Here is a 25692-nt window from a genome sequence, read left to right on the forward strand (position 1 = left end):
CACAAACATTATTGACATCGGCTGTGCCTTGCCATTAGCGCACAGCCTTTTTAACCTTACATCAAGCAATGAAGATCATAAAAAAACTGGGACTTGCCGTTGCCGCAAATATGCTATTGTTTCCTGTAGTACACGCTCAAAAAGCCGAACCGGTAAGGCTGGTAAAAGCAACAAATAATAAAATAGATATCCTGATAGGTGGAAAACCCTTTACCAGTTTCCTGTATCCGGATACTTTAGAAAAACCCGTTCTTTACCCTTTGCGGTCGGCAAACGGCACATTGGTAACCCGCGGCTTTCCGTTGGCCCCACGGCCCGGCGATCCTACAGATCATCCGCATCACATAGGATTATGGTTTAACTTTGAAAACCTGAACGGTCTGGATTTCTGGAATAACTCCTATGCCATACCTGCGGCTAAAAAGAGTGGTTATGGCTGGATCCGCACCGACAAAATTTTGGAAACAAAAGATGGGACAAAAGGCATATTAGCCTATCATGCAAACTGGACAGATCAGCAAAAACAAGTAATACTGGAAGAGCAAACCCGCTTTGAATTTAGCGGAAATGCCCGGGAACGGATCATTGACCGTGTAACTACGCTTACTGCGGATAAGGACGCTCTTTTTAAAGATGCCAAAGATGGCATGCTTGGCCTGCGTCTGGCCCATGAGCTGCAAATCCCTGACCCTGCCGACCAGAAATTTACTGACGATAAGGGTAATGTTACCATAGTAAAAGGTGGTACCGATAAAGTTGCCAACGGTACTTACCTCACCAGCGAAGGCAAAACAGGTAACGACGCATGGAGCACCCGCGGCGTATGGTGCAAGGTATATGGTAAAATTGGAACCGATTCGGTAAGCGTTACCATTATCGATCATCCTCAAAACCCTAATTATCCTACTTTTTGGCATGCCCGTGGCTACGGTCTGTTTGCAGCCAATCCGCTGGGCGAAAAGGTGTTTACCAACGGCAAATCTGAAAAGAACCTGACTTTAAAGAAAGGCGAATCGGTAACATTCAGGTATCGGATTATCATACACAATGGGCCGCAAACTAACAGCGCAGCGCAATTAAACCAGGCTGCGGAGGCTTTTAAGTCATTTAAATAGCATCACCATATCAAACAAACCGGTCCGGGATATTTATCAGAATTACTTTTTATCATTTTTAAATATCCCGGCAGGTATGTCACGGCCCGCTGATCCCGGCGCAAGGTTCAGGTAATTACGGGGTTGTTACTTTTCGTTTCAGTCGGGCTGTGTGTCGTTACCGGCATCAGTTCGTTGGATATAGCCCATATAGCCATCATTTTACCGTGATAAGGGTATTACTCAAAAAACTCTCCCTCAATATTGTCTATCAATTTTGCGCCCCTTGCCCATTGCTGTCACCCTGTTTTAAATCATCATTGTTAACGCCGCGTTTCTTCTTAGGCATCTGCGGACCAAAATTCATTTTACCGAAATTGTAGGCAAAGCTAACGCCAAAAGATCTGAACGGCACTGAGAACCTGCTGCTTTGACTAAGCGGGCCGCTATTGATATTGGAAGTAAAGTCTTTATAATCCTTAAATGGCTGGGTAATGTTCAAACCAATAGTTCCGCGTTTTTTCCAAACATCCTGCTTCAAACCTATCACCCATAAATTGAAAGAGGGGTTTGTTCCCTGGAAAGTTCTCCTTGCCGAGTTCTGGATCAAAAAAGTTTCGGCAGACAAAGCCTTGTTTATTTTTACTGTTCCGCTAATGAAGGCATTGTACTGAACATAGGTAGACTGGCTTGCTTGCTGTAGGCTACTGATCACCTGCGGTTTATAGGTAAATGCATTAACGTTGCCCCGTATGGTTAGGACCTTGAACAATTCTGTTGAGCCAAAGAAGGTTACACCAACGGAATTATTGTTACCCACGTTAAGGTAATTGGTGAGGGAAACATCCCTGGTAACCGGGTTCCCGTTATTATCCACCGTGGTGTAAGGCACTGTACGCACGTAGCTTTCAATAATATCATCGGTCTTCCTATAATAGACGGAGGCATTGATCACACTGCTTTTGATGAAGGTAGAATAAGTCATTTCCACGGTCTGCGTAATTTCTGGCGACAATTCCGGGTTACCCTGCGTTTGGTTGAGAGGGTTGCTGGTATTCAGAAACGGGTTTAAATATTGCAGACTCGGCCGCTGGATACGCTTACTATAGCTTAGTTTCAGCGTTTGGGTAGGCGTTAAAGCCTTTGAAATCACAAAGCTTGGAATAAAATTGGTATAGGTATTATCAAAAGGTGCCAGGCCCGCACTGACATTACCCGAATTTCCATTAATTTTTGTATTCTCTAACCGGGCACCTGCCTGTACAGTAAAACCATCTTTCAAATTTGCAGTAAGCAAGCCGTAGCCCGAGTACACGTCCTGGTCGTAACTATAGGTGTTGGATGTGGCCGTATTAAATACGTACGCGCCTGAAGCATCTGGATTGAAAAAATCGTATTCGCTGGATATCCTCCTTAAAATACTTTTCGCACCTGTTTCCAGCTTAAATACCCTGCTGATTGGTAGTACGTAATCCAGCTGGTAAGTATACTCGTTATTGGTACCGTTATTAACCGCACGCTGGTTTTGGGTAAAAGCAGAATATTCTGACAGATAGTTTACATCTGATGTGCCATGTGTCCATTGAAAAGCAAAGCTTAATTCTTCACCTTCCTTTTTAAACTTATGGGTAAAATCGTTATTCCAGTCAAAGTTGGAGACTTTGAATTCGTTGCTTGTTAAGGCTGTATAATCGATATTTCCCTCTGATGCAGAATTATTGCTATTGACCGAGTTACCTTTATTTTTAAATGCCCCTCCCCTTAGGCTAAAAGTAGAGTTAAACGTGTTTTGATCATTAAAATCATATCCCAAAGATGCCGAGCCATTGGTAAAATGACGATTTGATGTACTTTGCCCGTTTGACGAGGATGATGTACCCAGTTCGGTATTTTGACTGTTAAAGGATTGATAGGTGGTTTGCGGCCATCCAACGTTATAACCAAGGTTAGCTGTAATGCTTAATTTATTTTTGTTAAAATTGATATTTCCGCTCTCATTGTTTTGACGGGTACCTATACCCATATTGATAGAGCCGCTTACACCGGCAACCTCCTTCTTCTTGGTAATAATATTGATAATGCCGGCCGAACCTTCCGCATCGTATTTAGCCGAGGGCGCCGTTATCACTTCAATATTCTTGATCTGATCGGAAGGCATGGATTTCAAAACGTCGCCCGCGTTGGTTACCAACGCTCCTGAAGGCTTGCCATTGATCAGTATCCGTACGTTCTGATTTCCGCGGAGGGAAACATTCCCGTCCATGTCAACCGAAACCATGGGCACTTTGCGCAGGATATCAGAAGCATTGCCGCCGGCACTGGTTACATCTTTTTCTGCATTAAAAACTAATTTGTCAATGTGGTTTTCCACCAGGGCTCTTTGCCCGGTAACCTGAACATCAGCCAGCATCTTAGCGCTTGGCGAAACGATGACCTGCCCAAGGTTTCTGTCGGTTTTGGCTCCCGTTAAAACAACGCCGTCAATTGTTTTGGTGGAGTAACCTATAAAAGCGATTTGGACGCGATAAGTTCCCGGCGCCACACCAGTGATTTTGAAACTCCCTTTCTGATCTGCCAGGCTACCGTTCACTGGAGCAGTTGTACCTGCTTTAAATAAGCTTACTGTCGAATAGTCCAGTGGCTTTTTAGTCAGGGAGTCTATTACGGTTCCGAAGATAGTTCCATTACCCAAAGAGGCACCTGATGGCGGGCCTGCGGGCTGTTGGGCTCGCACGGTCCCTGCTGCCAATAAAAACCAGGTTATCAGTTTCAATGCCCGCAGGCTCGTTGTATTTTTTAAGTTGAACTTGTAATTTTCAGTTCCCATATTCGAGATTTTGAAACAAAACAAAGTAAATACATTGATCAAAATCTGCAGAATAGACGGATCGGCCTTAATAATAGACCAAACGAACGTTAGAGTCTATGGCTTTGTGATTGGAGGAATTTTCAATATAAGCTATAGATCAAAGTTGTCATTCTGTCTATTAATTCCTGTAAACCATCTATTCCTTAAAAAAAATAAAAAAACATTTTGTCATTTGCAGCATCCCGGTGAGATGGGATTTAGTTGATTACTGTATTTGATACAGTATGGTGCGTTTTGCCTGAGAAACAAAACGCACTTTTTTCCGCTATTTTTATGGTAAAATTCGCGATATGGCTTTTTCAGGCTTAAAGAAGATCTTTTTCTCAGTTCACTTTTATATAGTGGCCTGTTTATTAGCGTTAATGTTATTCCCATTATCCTGGCCCTTAAAACTCCCCGGTGAATTTTGGATCAAACAGGTATTGATACATTTGGTATGGGCAACATTATTCTATGCCAACCTGTTTTATTTTACTCCCCAATTGATTTACAAAAACAAGGCTGTATTATTTGTTCTTTTGATGATAGCTATTCTCGTCTCCGTTGTGTACTTAAACAATTGGTTAGATGAAATAACCGGTTGGAAGGCTGTATTTACCAAAGTTTACAAAAACCCGGCTAAAAAATCATCTGACGATAACCATGTTTATAATTATTGGACTATCATAACTGCACTTGTTTTACTCGGAGTAAGCACAATCATCGCGGTCTCCCGGAAGATCAAGGCCGACCAGGAAGCCTTCCGTGCCACCGAACAGGAAAAAATCAGCTCAGAGCTTTCTTTTTTAAAAGCGCAGATCAATCCGCACTTCTTTTTTAATATCCTGCATACCATTTATGCACTCGCCGATAGCAACCCTGTGGCGTCTAAAGATGCGGTTTACACGCTTTCGCATATGATGCGTTATGTTATTTATGAAACCAAGAACGATCTGACCGACCTGGAAAAGGAGATCAAATTTATTGAGGACTATATCAAGCTGATGAAGCTGAGGCTGAGCGATGATGTACAGATCATTTTTGAAAAACAGGTCAACCTAAAAAATCATGAAATAGCCCCCATGCTTTTCCTGCCATTTGTTGAAAATGCCTTTAAGCATGGCATCAGCGGTGTACACCCAAGTTACATTTATGTAGAGATCAGCCAATCTGCCGACGAGCTGAAGTTGGAGATCAGGAATTCCCTTTTTGAAGAACAAACGGCTCAGTTGGAAGATAGTAATGGCATCGGTATTGTCAATACGAAAAGAAGGCTCGACCTGCTATATCCCGGGCGCTACACATTATCGGTTGACCGCGACTCCAATATCAGGGAATTCATTGTAAATTTAACGTTCCGATTCAAATGAAAATTGACTGCATAGCTGTAGACGACGAACCGATAGCTTTAAAGCTAATTACTTCGTACATTGAACAAACCCCGTTTTTAAATTTACAGGGTAGGTTCGGCAACGCTATCGAAGCGCTGAAAGCTATTCATCAACAACCCGGCCTTCAATTGATATTTTTAGACATTCGGATGGCCGACCTAAGCGGTGTTGAGCTGGCAAGGATCATAGAGCAAACCGGAAAGAAAAAAGGTCCGCGCGTTATATTTACAACGGCTTATGATCAATATGCTTTAGAGGGCTTTAAGGTGAACGCGTTAGATTACTTATTGAAACCGTTTAGTTTTGTTGATTTTTCAAAGGCGGCTGCTAAAGCATATGATTATTTTGAGATTTTGGAAAGCGCTCAAAATAATATAACTCCCGGAACGCCTGTTGAAAAGAACTATATTTATCTTAAGGTCGATTATCAGCTGGTAAAAGTTAACATAGCAGACATCCTTTATATCGAAGGACTTAAAGATTATGTAAAGATTTTCCTGGCGAACCAGGATAAACCCTTATTGACCCTCACAAGCCTGAAAAACCTTGAAGAGAAACTCCCGGCCAGTATTTTCCTGCGAATCCACCGCTCATTTATCGTATCCAAAGAAGCAGTCAAATCCGTTACCAAAAATTCTGTCCAGATTGAAAATACTACGATACCTGTAACCGAACAATATAAAGAAGTTTTTACCACATTCCTGAAAGATTGGTCTTGATCATCATTGGTTGTCTATCAGGGGTTAAATATTTATGAGCCGGCATAACCCTCGTTTCTCCAAAATGGCTCTGCATGTTCCAATACAAACTTTACAGATCCTGCCATAAAGGAATGGAGTTTTGCATGGGTCGTAGACGCCCATCCTACTTTGTGAAATACTTTAAGAAGCACACGCAGCAATCACCTGCTGATTTCCTCAGGAACGGTTTCCCGAATATGTCTTTTCTTTTGGGACCGTCGGCTTTGGGAATAAATAAAAAAGTTAAGGACGCTAATTTTTATAAAATGAAATTTTATCAATTACTACGCCAGGGTCAATAGCCCTGATAGATAATTTATGTGTCCCGGTGGTTAATGCTGGTAAGTCTATTAATGCACTAACGTAATTATTTCTAATACCCTGGTTACGGTTGGGTCCATTCTCATCTTCCTTGCCATTTGACCCCGGCACTTCTGTTGTTGAAATAAATTTATTATCAACTAAAATGGCTACCCTTAATTGCATACCCGGATAAATTCTAAAAGTTGGCATAAAATCAATCCTCACCTTTGCTGAATTACCATCAGTTTTAAAATTGTAATTCAATGTTGGAGCTTTTACATCACCAGGTTTCCATAATAAATTAAGGTTAACCGGTGTCAATGCCATAGCCTGGCCGCTATTGCCCAATCCTGGTATAACCGACCATTTTGCGGTTCCAGCTGTGGTTTGTTCATCGGCAGATGAAGCGTTTCTTGTTATATCCGCCTGAATTGCTTTTTTGGTGGTATCCGGTTTCCTGGTTTCAGCCCATGGCCATGCTACCTGGCTATTCCATGATAGAAGATTTTGACCGGTTACTGTTCCCGGCATCATATATTGCCATTTCCCCCCTGCTATTTTATTGTTGTAATTATCAACTTCGGATTCCAAAGCTGCTTTAAGGCGATCTATCTCGACCTGATGGGCAGATTGATTTGCACCATAAACAATTGCCCTGTCATGCATAAATATAAGTCCGGTTTCTGCCATGATACGGGCCGGAAAACCAATCATTTCTGTGTAAGAATCCTGCTTATTTAAAGGTACAGACTTTGCTACAGAAGTTTCAAGATTTAATAATCTCTGATAATCAGCTTGTAATTGCACAGCTTCGTTATCCGACAAAGAAATAGCCCAATCACGATTCATTAATTCAGGTTTTCGTACTGTGCCTAAACGATAAAATTCTGTAAGCAAATTGTTAAGCGTAGCTACATTTTCATTAAAATGTTCTGTAAGAAATGCTTTTAAAAATTGGGGTTGTGCATCCGTCTTTTGACTTTCCGGGTTCCATGATAAGCGTGAAAAATAGTCGATCCCCAATTCCATCGGTTTAACATCACCTACGTTAATCACCCACATCGTCCGGGCCTGATTTTCCCAGGCCTTATGAAACTCTTCCCACATCAATGCCGGGGCGGTAGAATTGATCCAGGTATACGAATGAGGACCACCGTAGTAAGATAAGTGCCAGTATAATCCGCTTCCGCCAGACCGCTTCCTTTCGGTTGGATTCGATAAGCGGCGAATGTACCCAAAATTGTCATCTACCCAAATCAGAGTTACATCATCAGGTACCTTTAAGCCGGCATCATACACAGGCAATACCTCTTTATAAGGAACAAAACATTGGGCAACAGGCCCCCATTGTTTATTGACGTATTGATTAATAAGATCTCGCTGGTCTTTAAATACCTTTTCCAAAAGGGTTATCCTTTCAGGTATACCTGACGGTGGCGATTCCATACCACGATCATGTATACCGCGTATACCCATTGTCCAAACTGCTTCTTTGTCTTTTCTGTGCTTAGCAGTTTCTTTCCAGTATTTATAAATACTATCAGGATTAGTGCTATAATTCCATACACCTTTAAGTTTCTCGTTCCAATGCACGTTATTATACAGCATCGGTTCGCAATGTGATGAACCTGCAACAATACCATAATGATCGGCCAAAGCTACATTCTCGGGAGTGTCGCCAAATTCTTTAGACACTTCATGCATAGCAGGCCAAATATAGTTAAGCCGCAAACGCAACATCAATTCAAATAATTTTTCATATATTTTGGGGCCAATGCCATGTGCAAAATCCTTTTCAAAGTTTTTCCTCGCCCATTGATTTATTCCCCAGTCTTCATCGTTAATAAAAATGCCGCGATATTTAACTGCCGGTTCATCCCAAGTTGGTTTAGGTACGGAGATCGTAACTGTTTTTCTTTTAGCAGTAGGAACATCTGCCCACCAATGCCACGGCGATACACCTATTTTCCTTGAAATTTGTAAGAGTCCATAAACTGTCCCTCGTCTATCGCTTCCAACTATAATGAGCGCTTTTTTTACACCAGGTGCGGGGTTGTTAACTATTTGCCATAATGAAGCCTCCCAACGGCCTTTAATTTTATTAATATCTTTGATCTTGTGTGCAGCTATCAACCTATCAATAGCTGGGCTTTTACCAATAGTGCCGGCAATAATCATTTCACCGGCGGGGTGTTGCAAAGTAGTAATAGCAGGCGAAGTTCCGGTAACCTGTTTTATATCGTCAGCAAAAAAGCCAGCCGCAAGTTTCACCGCCTGGTAATCAGAATTATCAATAGCTAAACTTATACTTTTTTGAGCAGTGGCCACTGTAATATCTGTTGATTTTGAGGCTAAAGCAGTTTTTACAATCAAATTTTGAGCACTAACGCTTATTGTTGTTAAGGTTACCAGTAACAGTAGCGGTGTTGCTTTTAATATACTGCGGTTATAATATCTATAATAACTTATGCGGGTATTCAAGAGTGATTTTAACATTTATAATATTGTATCATGTGACCGTATTAAAAATCAACCGAACTCGTGAGTTAAACCACCAGTTTAGTTAGATTATTAATATCCGTAATTCTGCTCTAATTTAGCGCCTTTATTCTATTTTTCAGCGGCCTTTATAGGCCGTAGTTATCGGCAGCCATAGGTAACCGTAATATCGGTTACATTTTTTCACCCTATCATAAAATAGCCCAGGCTGTTAATGTCGATCGGGGTTGTCCAGGCAGGATTAGCATTTCGCCCGCTCTATATTTGATAAAAAACAGTGAAAATTTACGCAAACGTTTGTCTTTGCAGTAACAAACGTTTGCGTAAGTTTCAAGGCTCCAGGGCATAGAATTATGCATAATCTTTCCATAAAATTTTAGTTAGTTTCGGACATATTAACAGAAAAAAACCAACAAATTTTTATGCGAAAACCAACCTGTCTGCTACTTTTATTATTGCCTATACAGCTTTTAGCGCAACAATTTGATCCTGTAAAAGCACTGGTTAAAAGGCGCGCGCCGTGGTTAAGCAACCATATCGTTTTTGAACCCTTAAAAAACACCAGTTCAGAAATAGTTGAACTGCAAACCATCAAGAATAAACTGGTTATCCATGCTTCAGGAGCCAATGCGGCGGCTGTTGGTGTAAACTGGTATTTAAAATATTATTGCCATCGTTCTATGTCGCACATGGGTGATAACATGTCGCCCGTGTTTCCTATTCCTAATGTTAACAAAAAAGTAACCGTACAAGCTGCGGCCAAGTATCGTTATGCGTTAAATTATTGCACCTATAACTATACCATGAGCTTTTATAGTTGGCCCGACTGGGAACGGGAGCTTGACTGGATGGCGTTAAATGGTGTTAATACAATGCTTACTGTTGAAGGGATGGAAGCGGTATGGCAAAACACGCTGAGGAAAATAGGATACACTGAAAGTGAAATTAACAGTTTCATTGTTGGGCCTGCTTATACCGCATGGTGGCTGATGGGAAATATTGAAGGCTGGGGAGGTCCCATGCCGCAAAGCCAGATAGACAACAGGAAGCTGATTCAACAGAAAATGATGAAGCGGATGCAGGAGTTGGGTATACAACCTGTGTTGCAAGGTTTTTATGGCATGGTGCCAAGCACATTAAAAAACAAAAAAGCACATATTATTGATCAGGGTACCTGGGGTGCTTTTAAAAGACCTGATATACTTGACCCCACTGATCCTGAGTTTAGCCGCATTGCCGGCATCTACTATAGCGAAATTCAAAAATTATACGGTAAGAACATCCATTTTTTTGCCGGCGACCCTTTTCATGAGGGTGGTAAAACGGAAGGTGTTGATTTGAAAAAAGCAGGCACTGCCATACAGGCATCGATGCAAAATTACTACCCCGGTTCAACATGGGTATTGCAGGGCTGGCAGGATAATCCCAAGCAGGCCATGCTTGATGGCCTCGATAAATCAAAAGTATTGGTACAGGAGCTTTTTGGTGAATTTACAAATAACTGGGAAAAGCGTAAGGCTTACGATAATACACCATTTATATGGTGCAGCGTTAATAATTTTGGCGAACGGCCTGGCGTATATGGAAAACTGCAGCGCTTTGCCGATGAGGTATACCGTGTCCGTAAAAGCACTTACAGCAATTATCTTAAAGGTGTGGGGATTATGCCTGAAGGCATCAATAACAACCCTCCTGATTATGACCTGATGCTTGAACTGGGCTGGCGCCAGGAACATGTGGATATCCGGAACTGGATCGATAAATACGCCCAATATCGTTATGGTAAAAGCGATGGGCATGCAAGTAACGCCTGGCAAGGATTTTTACAAACCATTTATCAAAGCCTTCCCGGTTACCAGGAAGGGGCTGGCGAATCCATTTTTTGCGCAAGACCCGCACTTAAAGTTAAATCAATTTCCAGTTGGGGTACGCTCACTCGTAATTATGACACGGTTGCTTTTGCAAATGCGGTAAAAGAATTTGCAAAAGCAGCACCAGATCTTAAAAATTCGGCCACTTATAAAATAGACCTCATCAATATGGTGCGGCAACTGCTGGCTAATAAAGGCACGCTCACATTTAATGAAATGGTAACTGCTTATAACAGCAAGAATCTGCAAACATTTAACGCAGCCAGCGCAAAATTCCTGCATATGATAAGGCTGACAGATGACCTCTTAAATACCGATCAATATTTCAGGCTCAACACCTATCTCAAACAAGCTATAGATAACGGCAATACCGCGGAAGAAAAAGCAAACAATTTAAAAAACGAATTAATGCAAATTACCTATTGGGGCGAAAATGTGCGTACCGAAGACAATCTGCATGAGTATGCTTATAAAGAGTGGGCCGGCCTGATGGATAGCTATTACTTGCTCCGCTGGGAGATTTATTTTGATTATCTGCGCAGCAATTTGCAAGGTAAAAACGTTCAGGAACCTGATTACTTTTCCTGGGAACGAAAATGGGTGGACGACAACCAAAAGCTAAACCCTGAAAAGCCTCAAAGGCCTTTACTGGAAGTGGTTGATGAAATTTTATCAATGTAAAAACATCGCCCTTTTTTAACACTCTTTCTTAAAACTGACGTCAGCTATCCTCCAAATGAAAAAAACGTTAACAGGTATTTTATTGGTTTTTATTGCATTTTCCCCTTTATATGCCCAAAAGAAAATAGGAACAGAAACACCCGAACAAAAAGCCAAACGTATGTCCTGGTGGACTAATGACCGCTTTGGTATGTTTATCCATTGGGGGCTTTATTCGCAGGCAGCAAGGCATGAATGGGTAAAAAGATGGGAGCGCATGACGGATGCGCAATACCAGCCTTATTTTGATGAGTTTAATCCAGATTTGTTTAATCCCAAAGAGTGGGCAAAGAAAGCTAAGGCAGCCGGGATGAAATATGCTGTGCTTACTACTAAACATCATGAAGGGTTTTGCCTGTTTGATTCAAAATATACTGACTACAAGGCTACTAAAACCGCTGCTAAAAGAGACCTTGTAAAGGAGTTTGTTGATGCATTTAGAGCTGAGGGTATAAAAATAGGTTTTTATTATTCACTGTTGGATTGGCATCACCCAGACTTTACCGTTGATGTTTTACACCCCCTGCAACCGGCAAGCGAAAAAGATGAGGATTATGATAAGCTGAACAAAGGCCGCGATGTGGCCAGGTACCGCACCTACATGCATAACCAAATTAAAGAACTGCTTACCAATTACGGCAAAATTGATATGCTATGGCTCGATTTTTCGTACCCTGATAATGGCAAACATGGGAAAGGGGCCAAAGACTGGGGATCTGTTGAACTCGTTAAAGAAATAAGAAAATTACAGCCCAATATTATAATTGATAACCGCCTCGATTTAAATGAATACCAGGATGGTTGGGATTACCTGACACCCGAACAGGTAAATTTATCGGAGTGGGTCAAAAAAAACGATTACAAAACTTATTGGGAAACCTGCCAAACGTTTTCTGGTTCCTGGGGTTATTTCCGCGACGAAAACAGCTGGAAAAGTACCACGCAATTAATTACCATGCTGATAGAGGCTGTAAGCAAAAGAGGTAACCTGTTGCTTAACGTGGGCCCTACTGCACGCGGTTTATTTGATAAACGTGCTAACGAAAGGCTGGACGGAATAGCAGCCTGGATGAAATATAACAGCCGCTCCATTTATGGATGTACCGAAGCTCCGGAAACCTTTGTAGCCCCGGAGCACACCCTGCTTACCTATAATGCAAATACCCGGCGCTTATACGTGCATTTGTTAGCATATCCCGGCAAAACACTTACTTTACCAGGCTACAAGGATAAAGTAAAATACGTTCAGTTTTTACATGACGCGTCGGAGATACAACAGGATAGCAAATCAAAAGGCACAGGTAACGACCTGATATTAAATCTACCGGAAACCAAGCCCGATAGTGAGATACCGGTAATTGAATTGGTTTTAAATTAATGTTTACTCATCTACCTATGAAAACAAAACTATCAATGTATTATATCATCATGATCCGAAAACTTTTACCCTGCCTGTTTATTTTAGGATGCAGCCAGGCGGTATTGGCACAAAACGAACATAAAATGTCAGATACGTACCAGCTTCCTAAAGATTCGCTGGTACGGCAAAAACTTGCCCGCTGGCAAGACAAAAAGTTTGGTTTATTTATGCACTGGGGAACATACAGCCAATGGGGTGTGGCCGAAAGCTGGACTATTTGCCCTGATGACTGGGTTACACGTACCGGCCCCTACAGCAATGATTATTTCGCCTATAAAAAAGCATACGAAAACCTCCAAACCACCTTTAACCCTGCCAATTTTAACCCCGAAAAATGGGTTAAAGCGGCCAAGGCTGCGGGGATGAATTACGTGGTGTTTACCACTAAACATCACGATGGTTTTAGCATGTTTGATACTAAACAAACAGATTATAAAATTACCGACCCTAAAACTCCGTTTTCGAAAAATCCGCGAAGCAATGTCACCAAAGAAATATTTAACGCCTTCCGTAACGACAATTTTATGATCGGGGCATATTTTTCCAAACCCGACTGGCATAATGAAAATTATTGGTGGCCTTACTTTCCTCCTAAAGATCATAATGTAAATTACGATCCGCAACGATATCCTGAACGCTGGCAAAAATTTAAAGATTTTACTTACAACCAAATTGAAGAATTAATGACCGGTTATGGTAAAATAGATATTTTATGGCTCGATGGCGGCTGGGTACGGCCATCAGTTACAAAGGATAACGACCCGCAACATTATAACCAGGACATTGATATGGCCCGGATAGCAAAAATGAGCCGCAGCTATCAGCCGGGTTTGATTATGGTAGACAGGACAGTGACCGGCGAATTTGAAAACTATACCACGCCCGAACAGGAAGTACCGGACAAGCCCTTATCCTACCCATGGGAAACCTGTATGACCATTGGCAAATACTGGAGTTATGTTCCTGATGACGAATTTAAGCCCAGCCGCCTATTGGTGCAAACGCTGATAAAAATAGTTTCAAGAGGAGGTAACCTCTTGCTTAATATAGCCCCCGGACCGGATGGCGACTGGAATCCGACTGCCTATCAAAGGTTACAGGACATTGCGAATTGGATGAAGATTAACGAAAAAGGAATTTACGCTTCCGAACCTGTTATACCTTATTCTGTTGGGAACATATATTTTACAAGGTCAAAAACAAAAAAAACATTATATGCCTTCTGGCTATCAGAAAAAGATAATGTAACCCTTCCGGCCGAGGTAAGTTTCCCTGTAAACAATATTAAACGGATTAAAAAAGTAAGCCTGTTGGGCAACTCTGAAAAGTTAAAATGGGCCTATCAAAATGGGCAGTTGCGTATTCAAATTCCCAAATCTTTACAAAAGAGCAGCATATTAAAGTATAGTGACACTTTTGAATTGGAATATTAAAGAGTATACAAACAACAAGCCTATCAACTTCTACCTTATAATTCAAAAAAAACGAGGCGGTATGATGAGCCTCGCTTTTTTGGGATTTTTCAGATACTAAGCGATATATAGTGTTGGGTTGGATTTACACTGTTAACAAAGAGAGGTTAACAGGGTTAACACAATTCGGGGTTAACACCCATATATATATTTAATAATCAACTTATTAAGTGTAATTTCTAAAAAATATGTAAACCCCTTTTTGTATAAATATTACCCGCTAATGCTTTATGCAAATCAAAACCCGAACTTCTTTATAACCTTATCCTATACATTGGTACGCCCTCTGTGAGACACCATACTGGAATCAAATACCGCATGATGGAAAACCGGGGTTAACGACGCTTCACTGATGCGATCATCAATTATTTTAAAAAGTATTTCGGCCGCTTTTATGCCCTGCTTTTGGGGAAATTGTTCAATGGACGCCATTGGGGCACTATCCATAAAACTCCAAATAGGAGAATTTGCAAAACTGACAAAGCTAATATCGTGATTGGGAGCCAGATTATAGTTCTTCAACAACTTAATTGCATCGCGTGCCACATAATCGTTAAAAGTGATAATAGCTGTAGGTTTATCTGCTAAAGATAATAGCCGCCGCATAGCATAAGTATTTTGGGCAGACGACAGATCCGAAGAGACTATCAGGTCCGTATTTACTGCTATCTGATATTTATCAAGCCCCTGTTTGTAAGCATCCAGGCGCTCTTTACTTGCAGCCAGTTGCGATGGACCATTAATTAACCCAATACTACGATGCCCTTTTTCTATTAAGCAATCAATGGCTTGTAGCATTCCCGATTGGAGATTACAAACCGAGTAATGAATATCTTCCATGCCAGGAATACGGTCAAAAAACACAACAGGAATGTTATATTTTTTCAATTGTTCAAACACTTCATAATTCGTGGTATTTTTGCTTATCGAAATGATAATACCGTCTAACCGATGGGTTTTCATTGTTTCCAGGATACGTTTTTCCTTATCAGGGTTTTCTAACGATTGCCCAATAAAAACGTTATAATTCCTTTTGCTGGCGTAATCTTCTATCCCACTGAGGGCCGAAGAAAAAAACGCGTCAGAAAAATCCGGAACAATTACACCAATAGTTAATGTTTTTCGTTGTTTAAAAAATACAGCTGTTTGATTTCGCTCATAATTTAGTTCGCTTGCTACCTTATTAACCCGCATGGTAGTTACAAGGCCAATGCTGGGATGACCATGAAGGGCACGCGACACTGTTGAAGGGCTTACTTTTAAGCGTTTAGCTATCTCTTTAATTGTGGGAATCTTTTCCATTTTGTAATAAAGATTAAAAACAATGGGTATTGATTATTGATATGCCCCTTTACTTATCTGCTTATTTACGATACGCGTATTACCATCAAAATCAACCGTACCGTTAACGCCATCAGATATCACCTGCCCGCTATTTTTTGCTACTGACGATGATTGCAGGTGAAAATCAAGGCCGGATGTATTGACAAATAAAGGATCGGTGCCATATGTTGAACTGGCGTCTCCACCGCAGGCTGCATTCCATAAATTATAGTCGGTATAGGCCACGCCGTTCCAGGTCCACTGCGCGGGGCCTGTGGTGTAATACAGGTTATAATCTATGATATTACCCGATCCGCGGTTGGTATATTTATGAATAAACATATCTGATGCCCCGCCATAAATGATGTTATTTTTTATAACGTTATTGGTGCAATCTTCCCTAATACTTATCTCCCCTTCTATTTCGCCAAAGGCACCTAATGCCTGGTTGTTATTATACAAGGTATTGTTTACTATAGCCGAGTTGCTTGTACCACCGCCTGTGTAATTTAAATACCCACCCATATAGATCCCGGAGCACCAACAGTTAAATACCAGGTTATTCCTTATGGTAACATGATCGGTGGGGAAGCCATTGGTTTCGCTCACAACACCAATCCCCCTGTCTGTAACGGACACTTTGTTTTTTTCCACTACCACATTCCTGCCGCCGTCTACATAAATACCTATGGCGCCATGTCCACCAAGCGGCCCTCTTTTGCTTTCAATGTTATAGAGGGTGTTGCCGCTGATAACACCATTACGGGCATAGTTAAGCGTTGGATCGCTATTTGCTGCATAGCCTCCTGCTGCATCTATCCCAATATTTTGAGCATTATAAATGGTATTATTGGTGATGGTAAAACCGTCAACATAGCCATTGATGGTTAAATTTTCGCCGTACCCGGTTTTACAATCATGGATTGTGTTCCCGGTAACGGTAATATTAGTTACGGGATCGGCAGTATTCCCGATGATCAGTATAGCATTTCCGCCTCCATTGAGCGGGAGCTGAGTATAATCAATACCGTATACCGTATTGTTTTTTATAATAACGTAGTCGGATCCACCTTCAACCATAATGGCTTTGGGATCGCCGGTTGCGGTTTTAAGATTGCGTATTTCAAAGCCATCTACAACTATATACTTTGCCTTATCAATAGTTACCAGGGCTTCCCTCCCGTTAACACTAAAAGCACTACCGTCAATTATAGGTGTTTCCCCACGGTAAGCTTTCAACGTGATATACTTATCCATTACGCCAGATTTGGGAAATACAACCTTTTCGCTATATACTCCCCCCCTTACCATTACAGTATCGCCGGGAATGGTATGGGAAAGCGCGGTATTGATAGTTTGAAAAGGCGCGTCAATTGTTCCTTTATTTGACTCTAACCCGTTGGCAGCTACATAATAAACATGAGTGCTCCCGGTAATTGTAACATTACCGCCGGAATCGTTCTTTTTACTACAACCAAATGCCTGTATAGCAAAACCAAGCATTAAAAAAACATAGACATTACATTTCATAAGCATACTTTTTTAATTAAACATCTTACTGCTGTGCGCCTTTACTTATCTTATTATTTACAATGCGGGTATTTCCGTCAATATCTGTGGCGCCATTTATATCGGCAGAAATTACATTTCCGGTATTTTTTGCAGGAGAGGCCGCTTGTATATGAAGATCGGGCGACGAGGTGTTCAGCAAAAGAGGGTCTTGCCCATTTGTTGAATTGGCATCGTTACCGCTGGCTGCGCGCCAGGCATTTAAATCGGTATATGGTGCGCCGTTAGTGCTGTTCCAGATCCATTGGGAAGTGCCTGTGGTATAGTATAAATTATTGTCGATAATGTTATTGCTGCCTGTTGTGGTATACTTATGAATAAATACATCAACGGGCCTTGCATAAACTATGTTATTTTTAATCACGTTATTGTCGCAATGCTCCGTAAGCCTGATCTCTCCTTCAATTTCGCCAAAAGCGCCTGGCACACGGTTATTCTGATATAAGGTATTATTTACAACGTAACAGTTTTTAGTTCCGCCGGATGTGTAGTTCAGATAATCGCCCATGTATATACCTGTGCGATAGCAGTTATATACAAAATTATTTCGCACGATGGTGGTTTTGGTTGCATACACGTTGCTTTCACTTACCAGTCCTATCCCCCGGTCGCTGTTGTATACTGTGTTTCTTTCGATAATGGTATTAGCACCGCCGCAAACATAAATGGAGATAGCACCGTACCTGTCGGGGCCCCAGGTTTCCGGGGTCCTGGTCATGGTATTATCGTGAAAAATATTATCACTTATCACTCCATTGCGGGCATAGTTGGTAGATACATCTCCTTTAGGGTTTAAACCATCACCACCGGCAACAATTATCCCGATGTTTTCCGTATCATATACTTTATTATGGCTAAAAACAAAGCCGTCAATATTACCGGCCAGCGTTACATTTTCACTTGTACCGGTCTGCGTGTCATGTACAGTACAACGCGTAATAACTAGGTTAGTAATGGCAGTAGTTCCGTTACCAATTGCCAGTATAGCGTGTCCGCTTCGCCAGTCGTTCAGGGATGCGTTGTTCTTTATGTTATAAATGTTGCAGTTTTTGATAGTGATATCGTGCGAATTGCCATTGATGGCGATCCCTTCAGGATCGGTATTAAAAGTTGAGCTCGTGAGATTGCAGATATCAAAGCCATCCAATGTTATATATCTTACATTGCTCAGTGTAACCAGCGGCACCCAGCCCGAAACAATTATTTTACTACCGTCTATCACCGGCCTTTCGCCGGGGTAAGCCTTCAATGTGATCAACTTATCCATTGCCCCCGATTTAGGAAACACCACCTTATCATAATAGCTGCCGCCTCTAACCATAACGGTATCACCGGGCAAGGCATGATCTAAGGCGGCATTGATAGACTGGAAAGGGGCATTGATTTTGCCCGAATTTGCATCAGAGCCGTTAACTGATACATAGTAGATATGTGTATTACCGGTTGAGACTATTACGTCATTACCTACCGTTTTTTTGCTGCAAGCCATTGCCTGAATGGCAAAAACATGTATTAAAAAGATATTTATATAATGTTTCATTAAATTTATTCTAAGAAAAATTGGCGTAGCAATTGTTTGACATGCATTAAGTTTATTCGCACTTAAAACCGCGCAGTACCTGCCCGTAGCAGAAACACGTTTCTGCTACGGAGTACCCTTAAATAAACCCAAACAATTATTAACTACTACTCATATTTATCCCGGGCAACAAGGATATGCCTGGGTTGAAAAATAAACTGTGATAGTATTTTTAAAAAGGATCGTTATTATTCCGAAACTATTTTTCTTATCCGATTGTTGTTTTTATCCAAAACATACACGGTTCCATTCTTATCAACAGCAACACCGGTTGGCCCGCTGAAAAGCGCAGATCCTCCTATCGCGTCAGCATAACCTGCTGTACCGCTGCCGGCAAAGGTGCTTACATCAAAAGTATTGGCCTGTATAAAGCGGATACTTTGATCGGGGTTATAGCTTCCACCATCCCATGTTCCATTGCCTGCTACATAAATATTACTGCTGTTATCAACGGCAATGCCCCATGGATAAGCAAATTTTGCGGTTGTAGCGGTTCCGTTTAAATAACCCGAAACGCCAAGTTGCCCCGCCACTATGCTACCATTCCAGTTGCCGGCGCTGAACTTCCTGATAACCTGGTCTCCGTTAACTGATACATATAAGTTACCGGCTTTGTCAAATTTGATTCCTGCAGGATAATTAAGGCCGGATATAACCTGTTTGGTAGTCCACTGAGCTGATACCTGGTAGATGTTTCCGGGGCTGGAGCAACTGGAGTAATAAACAAAACCCGTTGTTTTGTCGACAGCAACACTCCATGGCGATTGATTTCCCCAGGCCCAGGTGGTTGCAGTACCATCGGGGCTTATTTTACGGATGTCATAATTTCCCGGATCAACGGAATATACATTTCCCTGGGCATCAACGGCAACATCATAAGGTATGGAGAAATTTGCCGCGCTCCCCTTACCATCAGCATAGCCCGAAACCTGGGGATTACCGGCGAGTGTAGATACGTTGCCCGCGGTGTCAATTTTCCTGATGCAATGATTTCCGGGATCGGCAACATAAATATTCAGGTTATCATCAACGGTTACTCCGCAGCTTCGGTACCAGCTTTGCCCGCTAAAATCAAACATAGCATCTGTTCCTTTACCGTTTGCAAAGCCGGCTTTACCTGATCCTGCCAGCGTGGTGACAGTCCTGGTATATTGGTATGTAAAATTATCGGTGCTTGTTGCGGTTCCTTTTCCAATAGTTACAACAATAGGCCCGGAACCTGCTTTCTTAGGCACCACTACCATCATTTGTTTGGTGTTGGCACCGATGACCTTCAGTTTAAACCCATTCAGGGTAACCGAAATTTGCGAGGTATCTGTTGAAAAGTTAGTACCGGAGATCAATACTTCGGTACCACCGCCACCCTGTGCCGGGATAAATGTACTGATACTGATAGGTGATGCAGGATCGTGTGCAGGCACTTTTTCTTTTTTACAGCTTACAAAAGCTATCATTATAAAAAGCGCCCCGGCAAGCAGGTATTGATTGATGCCTTTTGCCAATATATTTATGAATGTTTTCATTTGAATAATACGGTTTAATTATTTATTTCCAGACCTTTTACACCCTGTTGGGTAAATAAGAGCCGGCATTACCAACCCGGGTTTTGTACCAATGCCCTATCGCGGTCCAATTGGTACTGGGATATTGGGAACAGGTACATTTTATTGTTCCATACCCTTTTTTGAAAAAGCGTTTTGTTGTAAAGCTCGGTAAATGCAAATCCAAGGCCCTGATCGTCAGTATTGACATTAAGGCCATAGATAGTCTGATTTTCATCGGCACCCAACAACAGCCTTCTTACAAGGGTAAAGTATCTGTCGCTTTCAAAACAAAGCTCTACCTGGCGTTCCCTTAAAATATATTTCCGCATTAAATCCTTGTTTCCAACAGCTCCCGGATAAACGGTCTCTATGCCAGGCAAGCCGGCCCTGGTCCTGATCTGATCAAGATAAAGTACGATATTGGGGTTCGAAGGATCATATTCATTCAGGGCTTCTACATAATCCAATAATATCTCGGCATACCTGATCAATATAAACGGCCTGTAGTTGGTGGCATCCATCCTTATATTATCGGCAGGGCTTACATTTTTTAATACATCATATCCGGTAATGTTATTACTTGCGCCGCTGGCTTTTGCACCGGCTTTACCGTTATAATAAAATTCAACCCGGCCAGTGCCGTCAACATTCGCTGCAGATGAATAATAGTTTTTATCATCAACAGTTGGCGCAGGCAGTACCGGCCGGCCATTATACTGGATATAGGCATAAAACCGCGGTTCGCGATTGGCATACATGTTCCATTGCCCTTTGCTGTGTTCCCAATATTTTGCGCCATTACTTTGAGCAAAACTCGTGGCTGTATATCCCGAAAGCGGATCATCAATGGTACGGCCATTATTCATATAAAACGCGTCCACAACATTTTGGGTGGCATTGTACATGCTATATCCTCCCGGCCCTGGCGACACACATTTGGTATATCCCCAATAATTCCAGGAGTTTCTTGAAAATATGATCTCACTGTTCCAGTTTGTTAAGAAAAGGTCCCTGACAGACAGATAAGGATCAAACTGGGTTCCGCCGTTATCCAGATTTGTAAATAACTTGTACGCACTCAGATCAATTACAGCCTTGGCTGCATCGGCAGCTATTTTCCATTTGCCGGCATCAAATACTGTGGGTGCCAGCGGGGTGCCATCCTGGTTTTTAAAAGAAGCAAACGATGGATTACCATTCCATAATGGGCTTGCCGACAATAAGGCCAGCTGAGCTTTTACAGCAAGGCAGGCACCTTTTGTTGGCCGACCGTAATTGCTGGTTGAAGGCCATTGCGCCGGTAAACCCGAAGCGGCCTGATCCATCAGTTGGTTAACGTAATCCTTACATTCGTCAAAAGACGCTCTCGGGTACTTATTGAAGTCATCATTTAAGCTTAACGTTTCCGTTACTTTTACAACAGGGCCATATTGCTTCATTAACTGCCAGTAAAACCATCCGCGCAAAAACCTTGCTTCGGCTTTATATTGATTTTTTAAGCTGACACTTAGCTGGGTAGCAGGAACCTTATCAATATTGGCTTCAAAAATGAAGGACGACCGGATACCAGTGTAATACCTGTCCCAATAATCAAAATAAGCATTTACAGGGCTCCAGTTGCCAACAACCATTTGCCTTACATTGGTGCCGGGAATGGATACCGACGACTCGTCACTAGCGCCCATCGCGCTGTAATCTCCCCCATCGGTTTGTACAATGTAGCCGTAAATGTTATACAGGTAAGATTCGGCATTAGCCCTTGTGCTCCAGATCAGATCTGATGTTAACAGGTTATCCGGTTTTTTATTAAGGTAATTACAGGACGATAAACAGGCACCCAGGAAGCAGATCCCAACTACCATTATTAGTATGTTTTTTTTCATTTGGCACACTTTAAATTCTTTTGAAACTGATTTAAAATTCACGATCTCTATAACGCAACCCTTAATCCTAAGGCAAGTATTCGTACCGGTGGATAGCCTGCCCCGTTAGAGCCAAGTTCAGGGTCCCAAAGTTTGAATTTGGAGAATGTTAGCAGGTTTTGCCCCGTTAAATAAAGGTAGACTGAGTTAATACCCGCCTGGGTAAGAAAGGAGGGCTTATAAGTATAACCTAATGTGGCCTGTTTTAAACGGACAAAACTCGCATCTTTTGACCACCATGTACTCGGCTGATAATTATTGCTGTTTTGATTAGCAATGCCTAAACGCGGATAGTATACATTCTGACTTGGGTTATCAACTGTCCACCTGTCCTCAAGGCTTGCAAGCATACCCGATGGATAAGTGCCCATACCTGTAAACGGTACAATACCTGCCCCGCCTGCACCTGCACCGGTTATAGAAGAACCGTTTGCCATAATAATTACATTACCGGTTCCCTGGAAGAAAAGAGAAAGATCGAACTTTTTATAACCAACCGTAAACCCTGCGCCGTATAATATGGTAGGTATGTCGGATTTACCTGTATAAACCTTGTCATAGCTGTTGATCACGCCATCGCCATTTACATCTTTATACTTGATATCGCCGGGCCTCAACACAGCGCCAAACTGGGTGGGGCTTTTATCAACATCTTCCTGCGAGGTAAATAACCCTTCGGCAACGTACATCAGGTTATCGCCATATTTGCGACCAGTAGCCTGCTGATAGGCGTATAATTGTTTAGGCTCATCTTTCTGTACAATTTTATTATTGTTATAAGTAAAATTGCCATAAAGGCGCAAGCCTACCTTACCTATATTATCATTATATTCAATGTTACCCTCAATACCATGGTTATTCATTTCACCTAAGTTGGCAAATACAGCCCCGCTTACACCCAGTATCCCTGATAAAGAACTGCGTTGAACTAAAATATTTGTCCGCCTCTCTTTATAGGCATCAATAGTGATATTCAGTTTATTGAACAACCCTATCTCCAGTCCAATATTATCTTTCCTGGCTTTTTCCCATGTCAGGTTCTCCACTCCTATAACAGTCTCGGTAGTACCACCATATATTGTTCCGTTAAGGCCTAAACCCACTGAGCCGCCACTGCCATATTGGTTAATATAAGGAAACCTGGTGATACGGTAATCAGATCCTATTTGATCGTTACCTACGAGACCATGTGAACCCCTTATTTTAAGCAGGTTAAACGTTTTTGAAAAATCTTTGAAAAAAGGCTCCCTTGAAATTACCCAACCCGCAGAGACAGCCGGGAAAAAGCCAAACTTTTTGCCCGGTTCAAAGTTTTCCGAACCGGTATAGCCCGCATCAAACTCAAGCAGGTATTTATCGGCGTAAGTATATGTTGCCCTGCCGGCCAAACTCTGATTGTTATAAGGAATAGAGGTAATAACACTCCCCGCGGTGCTCTGGACTCTCGATCGCATATTGTATAGAAGCAATCCGCCCACATGGTGCTTGCCGAAGGACTGATCATAATTAATATTGGTTTCCAGGTACATGGTTTTTTCGGCAGATGAATACTGCGTATAACCCAAAAACTGGTTTCCGTACCTCGATTGACCTAATACCAGGTTACCCTGCGGATCTCTTGACGTAGCTAAGTAAAGATCATTGGTACCTGTTCTGCCATTGTCATTTTCGCTGTACGAATCGAACGAGAACCTGGCCATGGCGCTCAAGCCGCTGGTAATTGCATCCAGTTTCTGGTTAATGGAAAAAACAGACTGGATGGTAGGGCGAAACTCGGTGTTATAACCTGAGTTTTGGATATCGTTTACCGGGTTAGACCCGCCATTGTTATACGGACCGGCCCATTTGCCATCGGGGTATCTTATCGGGAACGCGTTAGGTGGGGTTAAATATGATTCATACCAGATGTTTCCTGCCGAGATGCCGGGATAACGGCTGCTCACCAGCATCGCATCCAGGTTCATGGTCAATAAAGTGGTTTTGCTGATATCGATATCAAGGTTTGACCTGAAGTCATAACGCTTAAAGTTAAGGTTGGGATTATAGCCATTTTGTTTGGTTACTTTATAACTTCCATCCTGGTCATAAAAAGAAGCGGAAACATAATACCTTACCGACGAAGCACCGCCGGTTACATTTAAGTTGGTATTATAGCCGGGGGCCCAATTCTTATATACAGACTTTATCCAATTTACATTGGGATAAAGGTATGGGTCTAACCCGCTTGCCGTTTTCTGGATAGTTTCTTCAGAATATGCAGGAGGGTTACCATCATTTGTAGTTGCTTCGTTATGCAACCTCATCCATGAAACGGCATCCAGCATTTTTGGGGTCCTGGTAAGGCCCGACATGGATGTTTCTGTTTTAAATGAAATTTTAGGTTTACCTGCAACACCTTTTTTAGTGGTAATGATCAAAACCCCGTTGGCGCCTTTGGCCCCATATACGGCGGTTGACGAAGCGTCTTTTAACAGGGAAATGCTTTGAATATCCTCCGGATCGATGTTGTTATAAGCTCCGCCATAAGTACTGTTCACGTCATCCCGCTGCACTCCATCTATAATAATAAGCGGGTTTGAGTTACCCGTAAAAGTGCCAATACCCCTGATGGTAAATGATGCGTTATCATAACCCGGCTCCCCGCTTCTTTGCATCGATATAACCCCGGCTACCTTACCTGCCAGTGCATTAGATAGGGAGCGGTTTGGAGTTGTTATATCAGCAACATTCACCGTGGTAACGGCCCCGGTTATGGTCAGCTTCTTTTGTTTACCATAGCCTACTACTACCACTTCATTTATACCCTTGGTATCGTCAAGTAACTGAACAGTTAGGAAAGATGTTGCTGCGGTAACCGTAATTTCTTTGGCAATGAAACCGGCAAATGAAATAACAAGGGTGCTGTTATCATTGGCTTCAATGGTAAACCGCCCCTCGCTATCAGTTATTACCCCCTTATCAGTCCCTTTGATACGTACACTCGCGCCGGGTAAAGTAACACCCTTTGAATCAGTAACAACACCTGACACTTTGATAGTAGGTACAGCCTGAACGGAGGGCTTAACAGGCGCAGGCTTAGGTTTTATAATTATTGTTTTCTCTTCTATGCTATAGATAAACGGCTGATCCGAAAGTGCCAGTTTCAATACTTCTTCCAATTCTGTATTCCGTACATTGATACTAACCGGATTAGCGTCTTTAATCAGCTTTGAGTTATAAAAAAAATCGTACCCGCTTTGCTCTCTTATTTCTTTAAGCACTTTTTCTAACGGAGCATTTTTCTCTGACAATGTAATTTTTTGTGCATAGCTTTTAGCACTTACCTGAAGTATTGTTGCCAGTAACAATATGATCGATAATTTCATGATCAACAGTGCTTTATTTTTTATACGGGGGA

Annotated in this window: 14 protein-coding genes; 6 read left to right on the forward strand and 8 right to left on the reverse strand. The window is 41.9% G+C overall.

The features are described from left to right. Positions 1-68: 68 nt before the first annotated feature. Positions 69-1115 carry a DUF6807 domain-containing protein gene (locus IEX80_RS10280; protein WP_188832798.1) on the forward strand — a complete coding sequence of 349 codons (1047 nt, stop codon included), beginning with the start codon at positions 69-71 and terminating at the stop codon, positions 1113-1115. A 250-nt stretch (positions 1116-1365) separates the two neighbouring features. Here IEX80_RS10280 and IEX80_RS10285 read toward each other — a convergent pair whose 3' ends face one another. Further along, the gene (locus IEX80_RS10285; RefSeq protein ID WP_176627746.1) at positions 1366-3921 is read right to left on the reverse strand and encodes a TonB-dependent receptor domain-containing protein; all 2556 of its coding nucleotides are present in this window, start codon (positions 3919-3921) and stop codon (positions 1366-1368) included. 404 nt (positions 3922-4325) lie between these two features. Between IEX80_RS10285 and IEX80_RS10290 the strand changes: the two genes are divergently transcribed. Together IEX80_RS10290 and IEX80_RS10295 are read left to right on the forward strand one after the other, a co-directional pair. After that, a complete protein-coding gene (locus IEX80_RS10290; protein ID WP_175490079.1) occupies positions 4326-5312 on the forward strand; it encodes a sensor histidine kinase in 987 nt (328 codons plus the stop codon). Then, the gene (locus IEX80_RS10295) at positions 5309-6052 is read left to right on the forward strand and encodes a LytR/AlgR family response regulator transcription factor (protein ID WP_090532953.1); all 744 of its coding nucleotides are present in this window, start codon (positions 5309-5311) and stop codon (positions 6050-6052) included. Before IEX80_RS10290 ends, IEX80_RS10295 begins: the two co-directional genes overlap by 4 nt. A 273-nt stretch (positions 6053-6325) precedes the next feature. Here the strand turns inward: IEX80_RS10295 and IEX80_RS10300 are convergent, their stop codons facing one another. Beyond that, positions 6326-8872, reverse strand: coding sequence for a glycosyl hydrolase 115 family protein (locus tag IEX80_RS10300; protein WP_188832799.1), 2547 nt, complete (start codon positions 8870-8872; stop codon positions 6326-6328). 425 nt (positions 8873-9297) lie between these two features. Between IEX80_RS10300 and IEX80_RS10305 the strand changes: the two genes are divergently transcribed. Genes IEX80_RS10305 through IEX80_RS10315 form a run of 3 tightly spaced genes read left to right on the forward strand, consistent with a single transcriptional unit; the run spans position 9298 to position 14319 of the window. Continuing rightward, positions 9298-11427, forward strand: a complete 2130-nt coding sequence (locus IEX80_RS10305) for an alpha-N-acetylglucosaminidase (RefSeq protein ID WP_188832800.1) — start codon at positions 9298-9300, stop codon at positions 11425-11427. Positions 11428-11482: 55 nt separating this feature from the next. Beyond that, positions 11483-12844: an alpha-L-fucosidase gene (locus tag IEX80_RS10310; protein ID WP_090532959.1), complete on the forward strand. Its 1362-nt coding sequence runs from the start codon at positions 11483-11485 to the stop codon at positions 12842-12844. A gap of 17 nt (positions 12845-12861) precedes the next feature. Further along, the gene (locus tag IEX80_RS10315; protein ID WP_229701588.1) at positions 12862-14319 is read left to right on the forward strand and encodes an alpha-L-fucosidase; all 1458 of its coding nucleotides are present in this window, start codon (positions 12862-12864) and stop codon (positions 14317-14319) included. Between the two features lie 306 nt (positions 14320-14625). On the opposite strand, the gene IEX80_RS10320 is transcribed toward IEX80_RS10315, so the two are convergent. The 6 genes from IEX80_RS10320 to IEX80_RS10345 all read right to left on the reverse strand — a co-directional run bounded on the left by IEX80_RS10320 (position 14626) and on the right by IEX80_RS10345 (position 25660). Then, the gene (locus tag IEX80_RS10320) at positions 14626-15660 is read right to left on the reverse strand and encodes a LacI family DNA-binding transcriptional regulator (RefSeq protein ID WP_090532961.1); all 1035 of its coding nucleotides are present in this window, start codon (positions 15658-15660) and stop codon (positions 14626-14628) included. Between the two features lie 33 nt (positions 15661-15693). Further along, the gene (locus IEX80_RS10325; RefSeq protein WP_188832801.1) at positions 15694-17211 is read right to left on the reverse strand and encodes a right-handed parallel beta-helix repeat-containing protein; all 1518 of its coding nucleotides are present in this window, start codon (positions 17209-17211) and stop codon (positions 15694-15696) included. Positions 17212-17236: 25 nt separating this feature from the next. After that, positions 17237-18790: a right-handed parallel beta-helix repeat-containing protein gene (locus tag IEX80_RS10330; RefSeq protein ID WP_188832802.1), complete on the reverse strand. Its 1554-nt coding sequence runs from the start codon at positions 18788-18790 to the stop codon at positions 17237-17239. Between the two features lie 227 nt (positions 18791-19017). Then, a complete protein-coding gene (locus IEX80_RS10335; RefSeq protein WP_218117248.1) occupies positions 19018-20352 on the reverse strand; it encodes an IPT/TIG domain-containing protein in 1335 nt (444 codons plus the stop codon). Between the two features lie 68 nt (positions 20353-20420). Then, positions 20421-22256, reverse strand: a complete 1836-nt coding sequence (locus tag IEX80_RS10340; RefSeq protein ID WP_188832803.1) for a RagB/SusD family nutrient uptake outer membrane protein — start codon at positions 22254-22256, stop codon at positions 20421-20423. Positions 22257-22303: 47 nt separating this feature from the next. Next, positions 22304-25660: a TonB-dependent receptor gene (locus IEX80_RS10345; RefSeq protein WP_229701589.1), complete on the reverse strand. Its 3357-nt coding sequence runs from the start codon at positions 25658-25660 to the stop codon at positions 22304-22306. Positions 25661-25692 lie beyond the last annotated feature (32 nt).

The organism is Mucilaginibacter rubeus (assembly GCF_014643835.1).
GTDB lineage: Bacteria > Bacteroidota > Bacteroidia > Sphingobacteriales > Sphingobacteriaceae > Mucilaginibacter > Mucilaginibacter rubeus.

Excerpts from the sequence above, each read along its gene's own strand:
- IEX80_RS10285 (WP_176627746.1), bottom strand. The coding sequence starts at position 3,921 with ATGGGAACTGAAAATTACAAGTTCAACTTAAAAAATACAACGAGCCTG.
- IEX80_RS10300 (WP_188832799.1), bottom strand. The coding sequence starts at position 8,872 with ATGTTAAAATCACTCTTGAATACCCGCATAAGTTATTATAGATATTAT.
- IEX80_RS10330 (WP_188832802.1), bottom strand. The coding sequence starts at position 18,790 with ATGAAACATTATATAAATATCTTTTTAATACATGTTTTTGCCATTCAG.
- IEX80_RS10315 (WP_229701588.1), top strand. The coding sequence starts at position 12,862 with ATGAAAACAAAACTATCAATGTATTATATCATCATGATCCGAAAACTT.
- IEX80_RS10295 (WP_090532953.1), top strand. The coding sequence starts at position 5,309 with ATGAAAATTGACTGCATAGCTGTAGACGACGAACCGATAGCTTTAAAG.
- IEX80_RS10340 (WP_188832803.1), bottom strand. The coding sequence starts at position 22,256 with ATGAAAAAAAACATACTAATAATGGTAGTTGGGATCTGCTTCCTGGGT.
- IEX80_RS10320 (WP_090532961.1), bottom strand. The coding sequence starts at position 15,660 with ATGGAAAAGATTCCCACAATTAAAGAGATAGCTAAACGCTTAAAAGTA.
- IEX80_RS10280 (WP_188832798.1), top strand. The coding sequence starts at position 69 with ATGAAGATCATAAAAAAACTGGGACTTGCCGTTGCCGCAAATATGCTA.
- IEX80_RS10335 (WP_218117248.1), bottom strand. The coding sequence starts at position 20,352 with ATGAAAACATTCATAAATATATTGGCAAAAGGCATCAATCAATACCTG.
- IEX80_RS10310 (WP_090532959.1), top strand. The coding sequence starts at position 11,483 with ATGAAAAAAACGTTAACAGGTATTTTATTGGTTTTTATTGCATTTTCC.
- IEX80_RS10325 (WP_188832801.1), bottom strand. The coding sequence starts at position 17,211 with ATGAAATGTAATGTCTATGTTTTTTTAATGCTTGGTTTTGCTATACAG.
- IEX80_RS10345 (WP_229701589.1), bottom strand. The coding sequence starts at position 25,660 with ATGAAATTATCGATCATATTGTTACTGGCAACAATACTTCAGGTAAGT.
- IEX80_RS10305 (WP_188832800.1), top strand. The coding sequence starts at position 9,298 with ATGCGAAAACCAACCTGTCTGCTACTTTTATTATTGCCTATACAGCTT.
- IEX80_RS10290 (WP_175490079.1), top strand. The coding sequence starts at position 4,326 with ATGTTATTCCCATTATCCTGGCCCTTAAAACTCCCCGGTGAATTTTGG.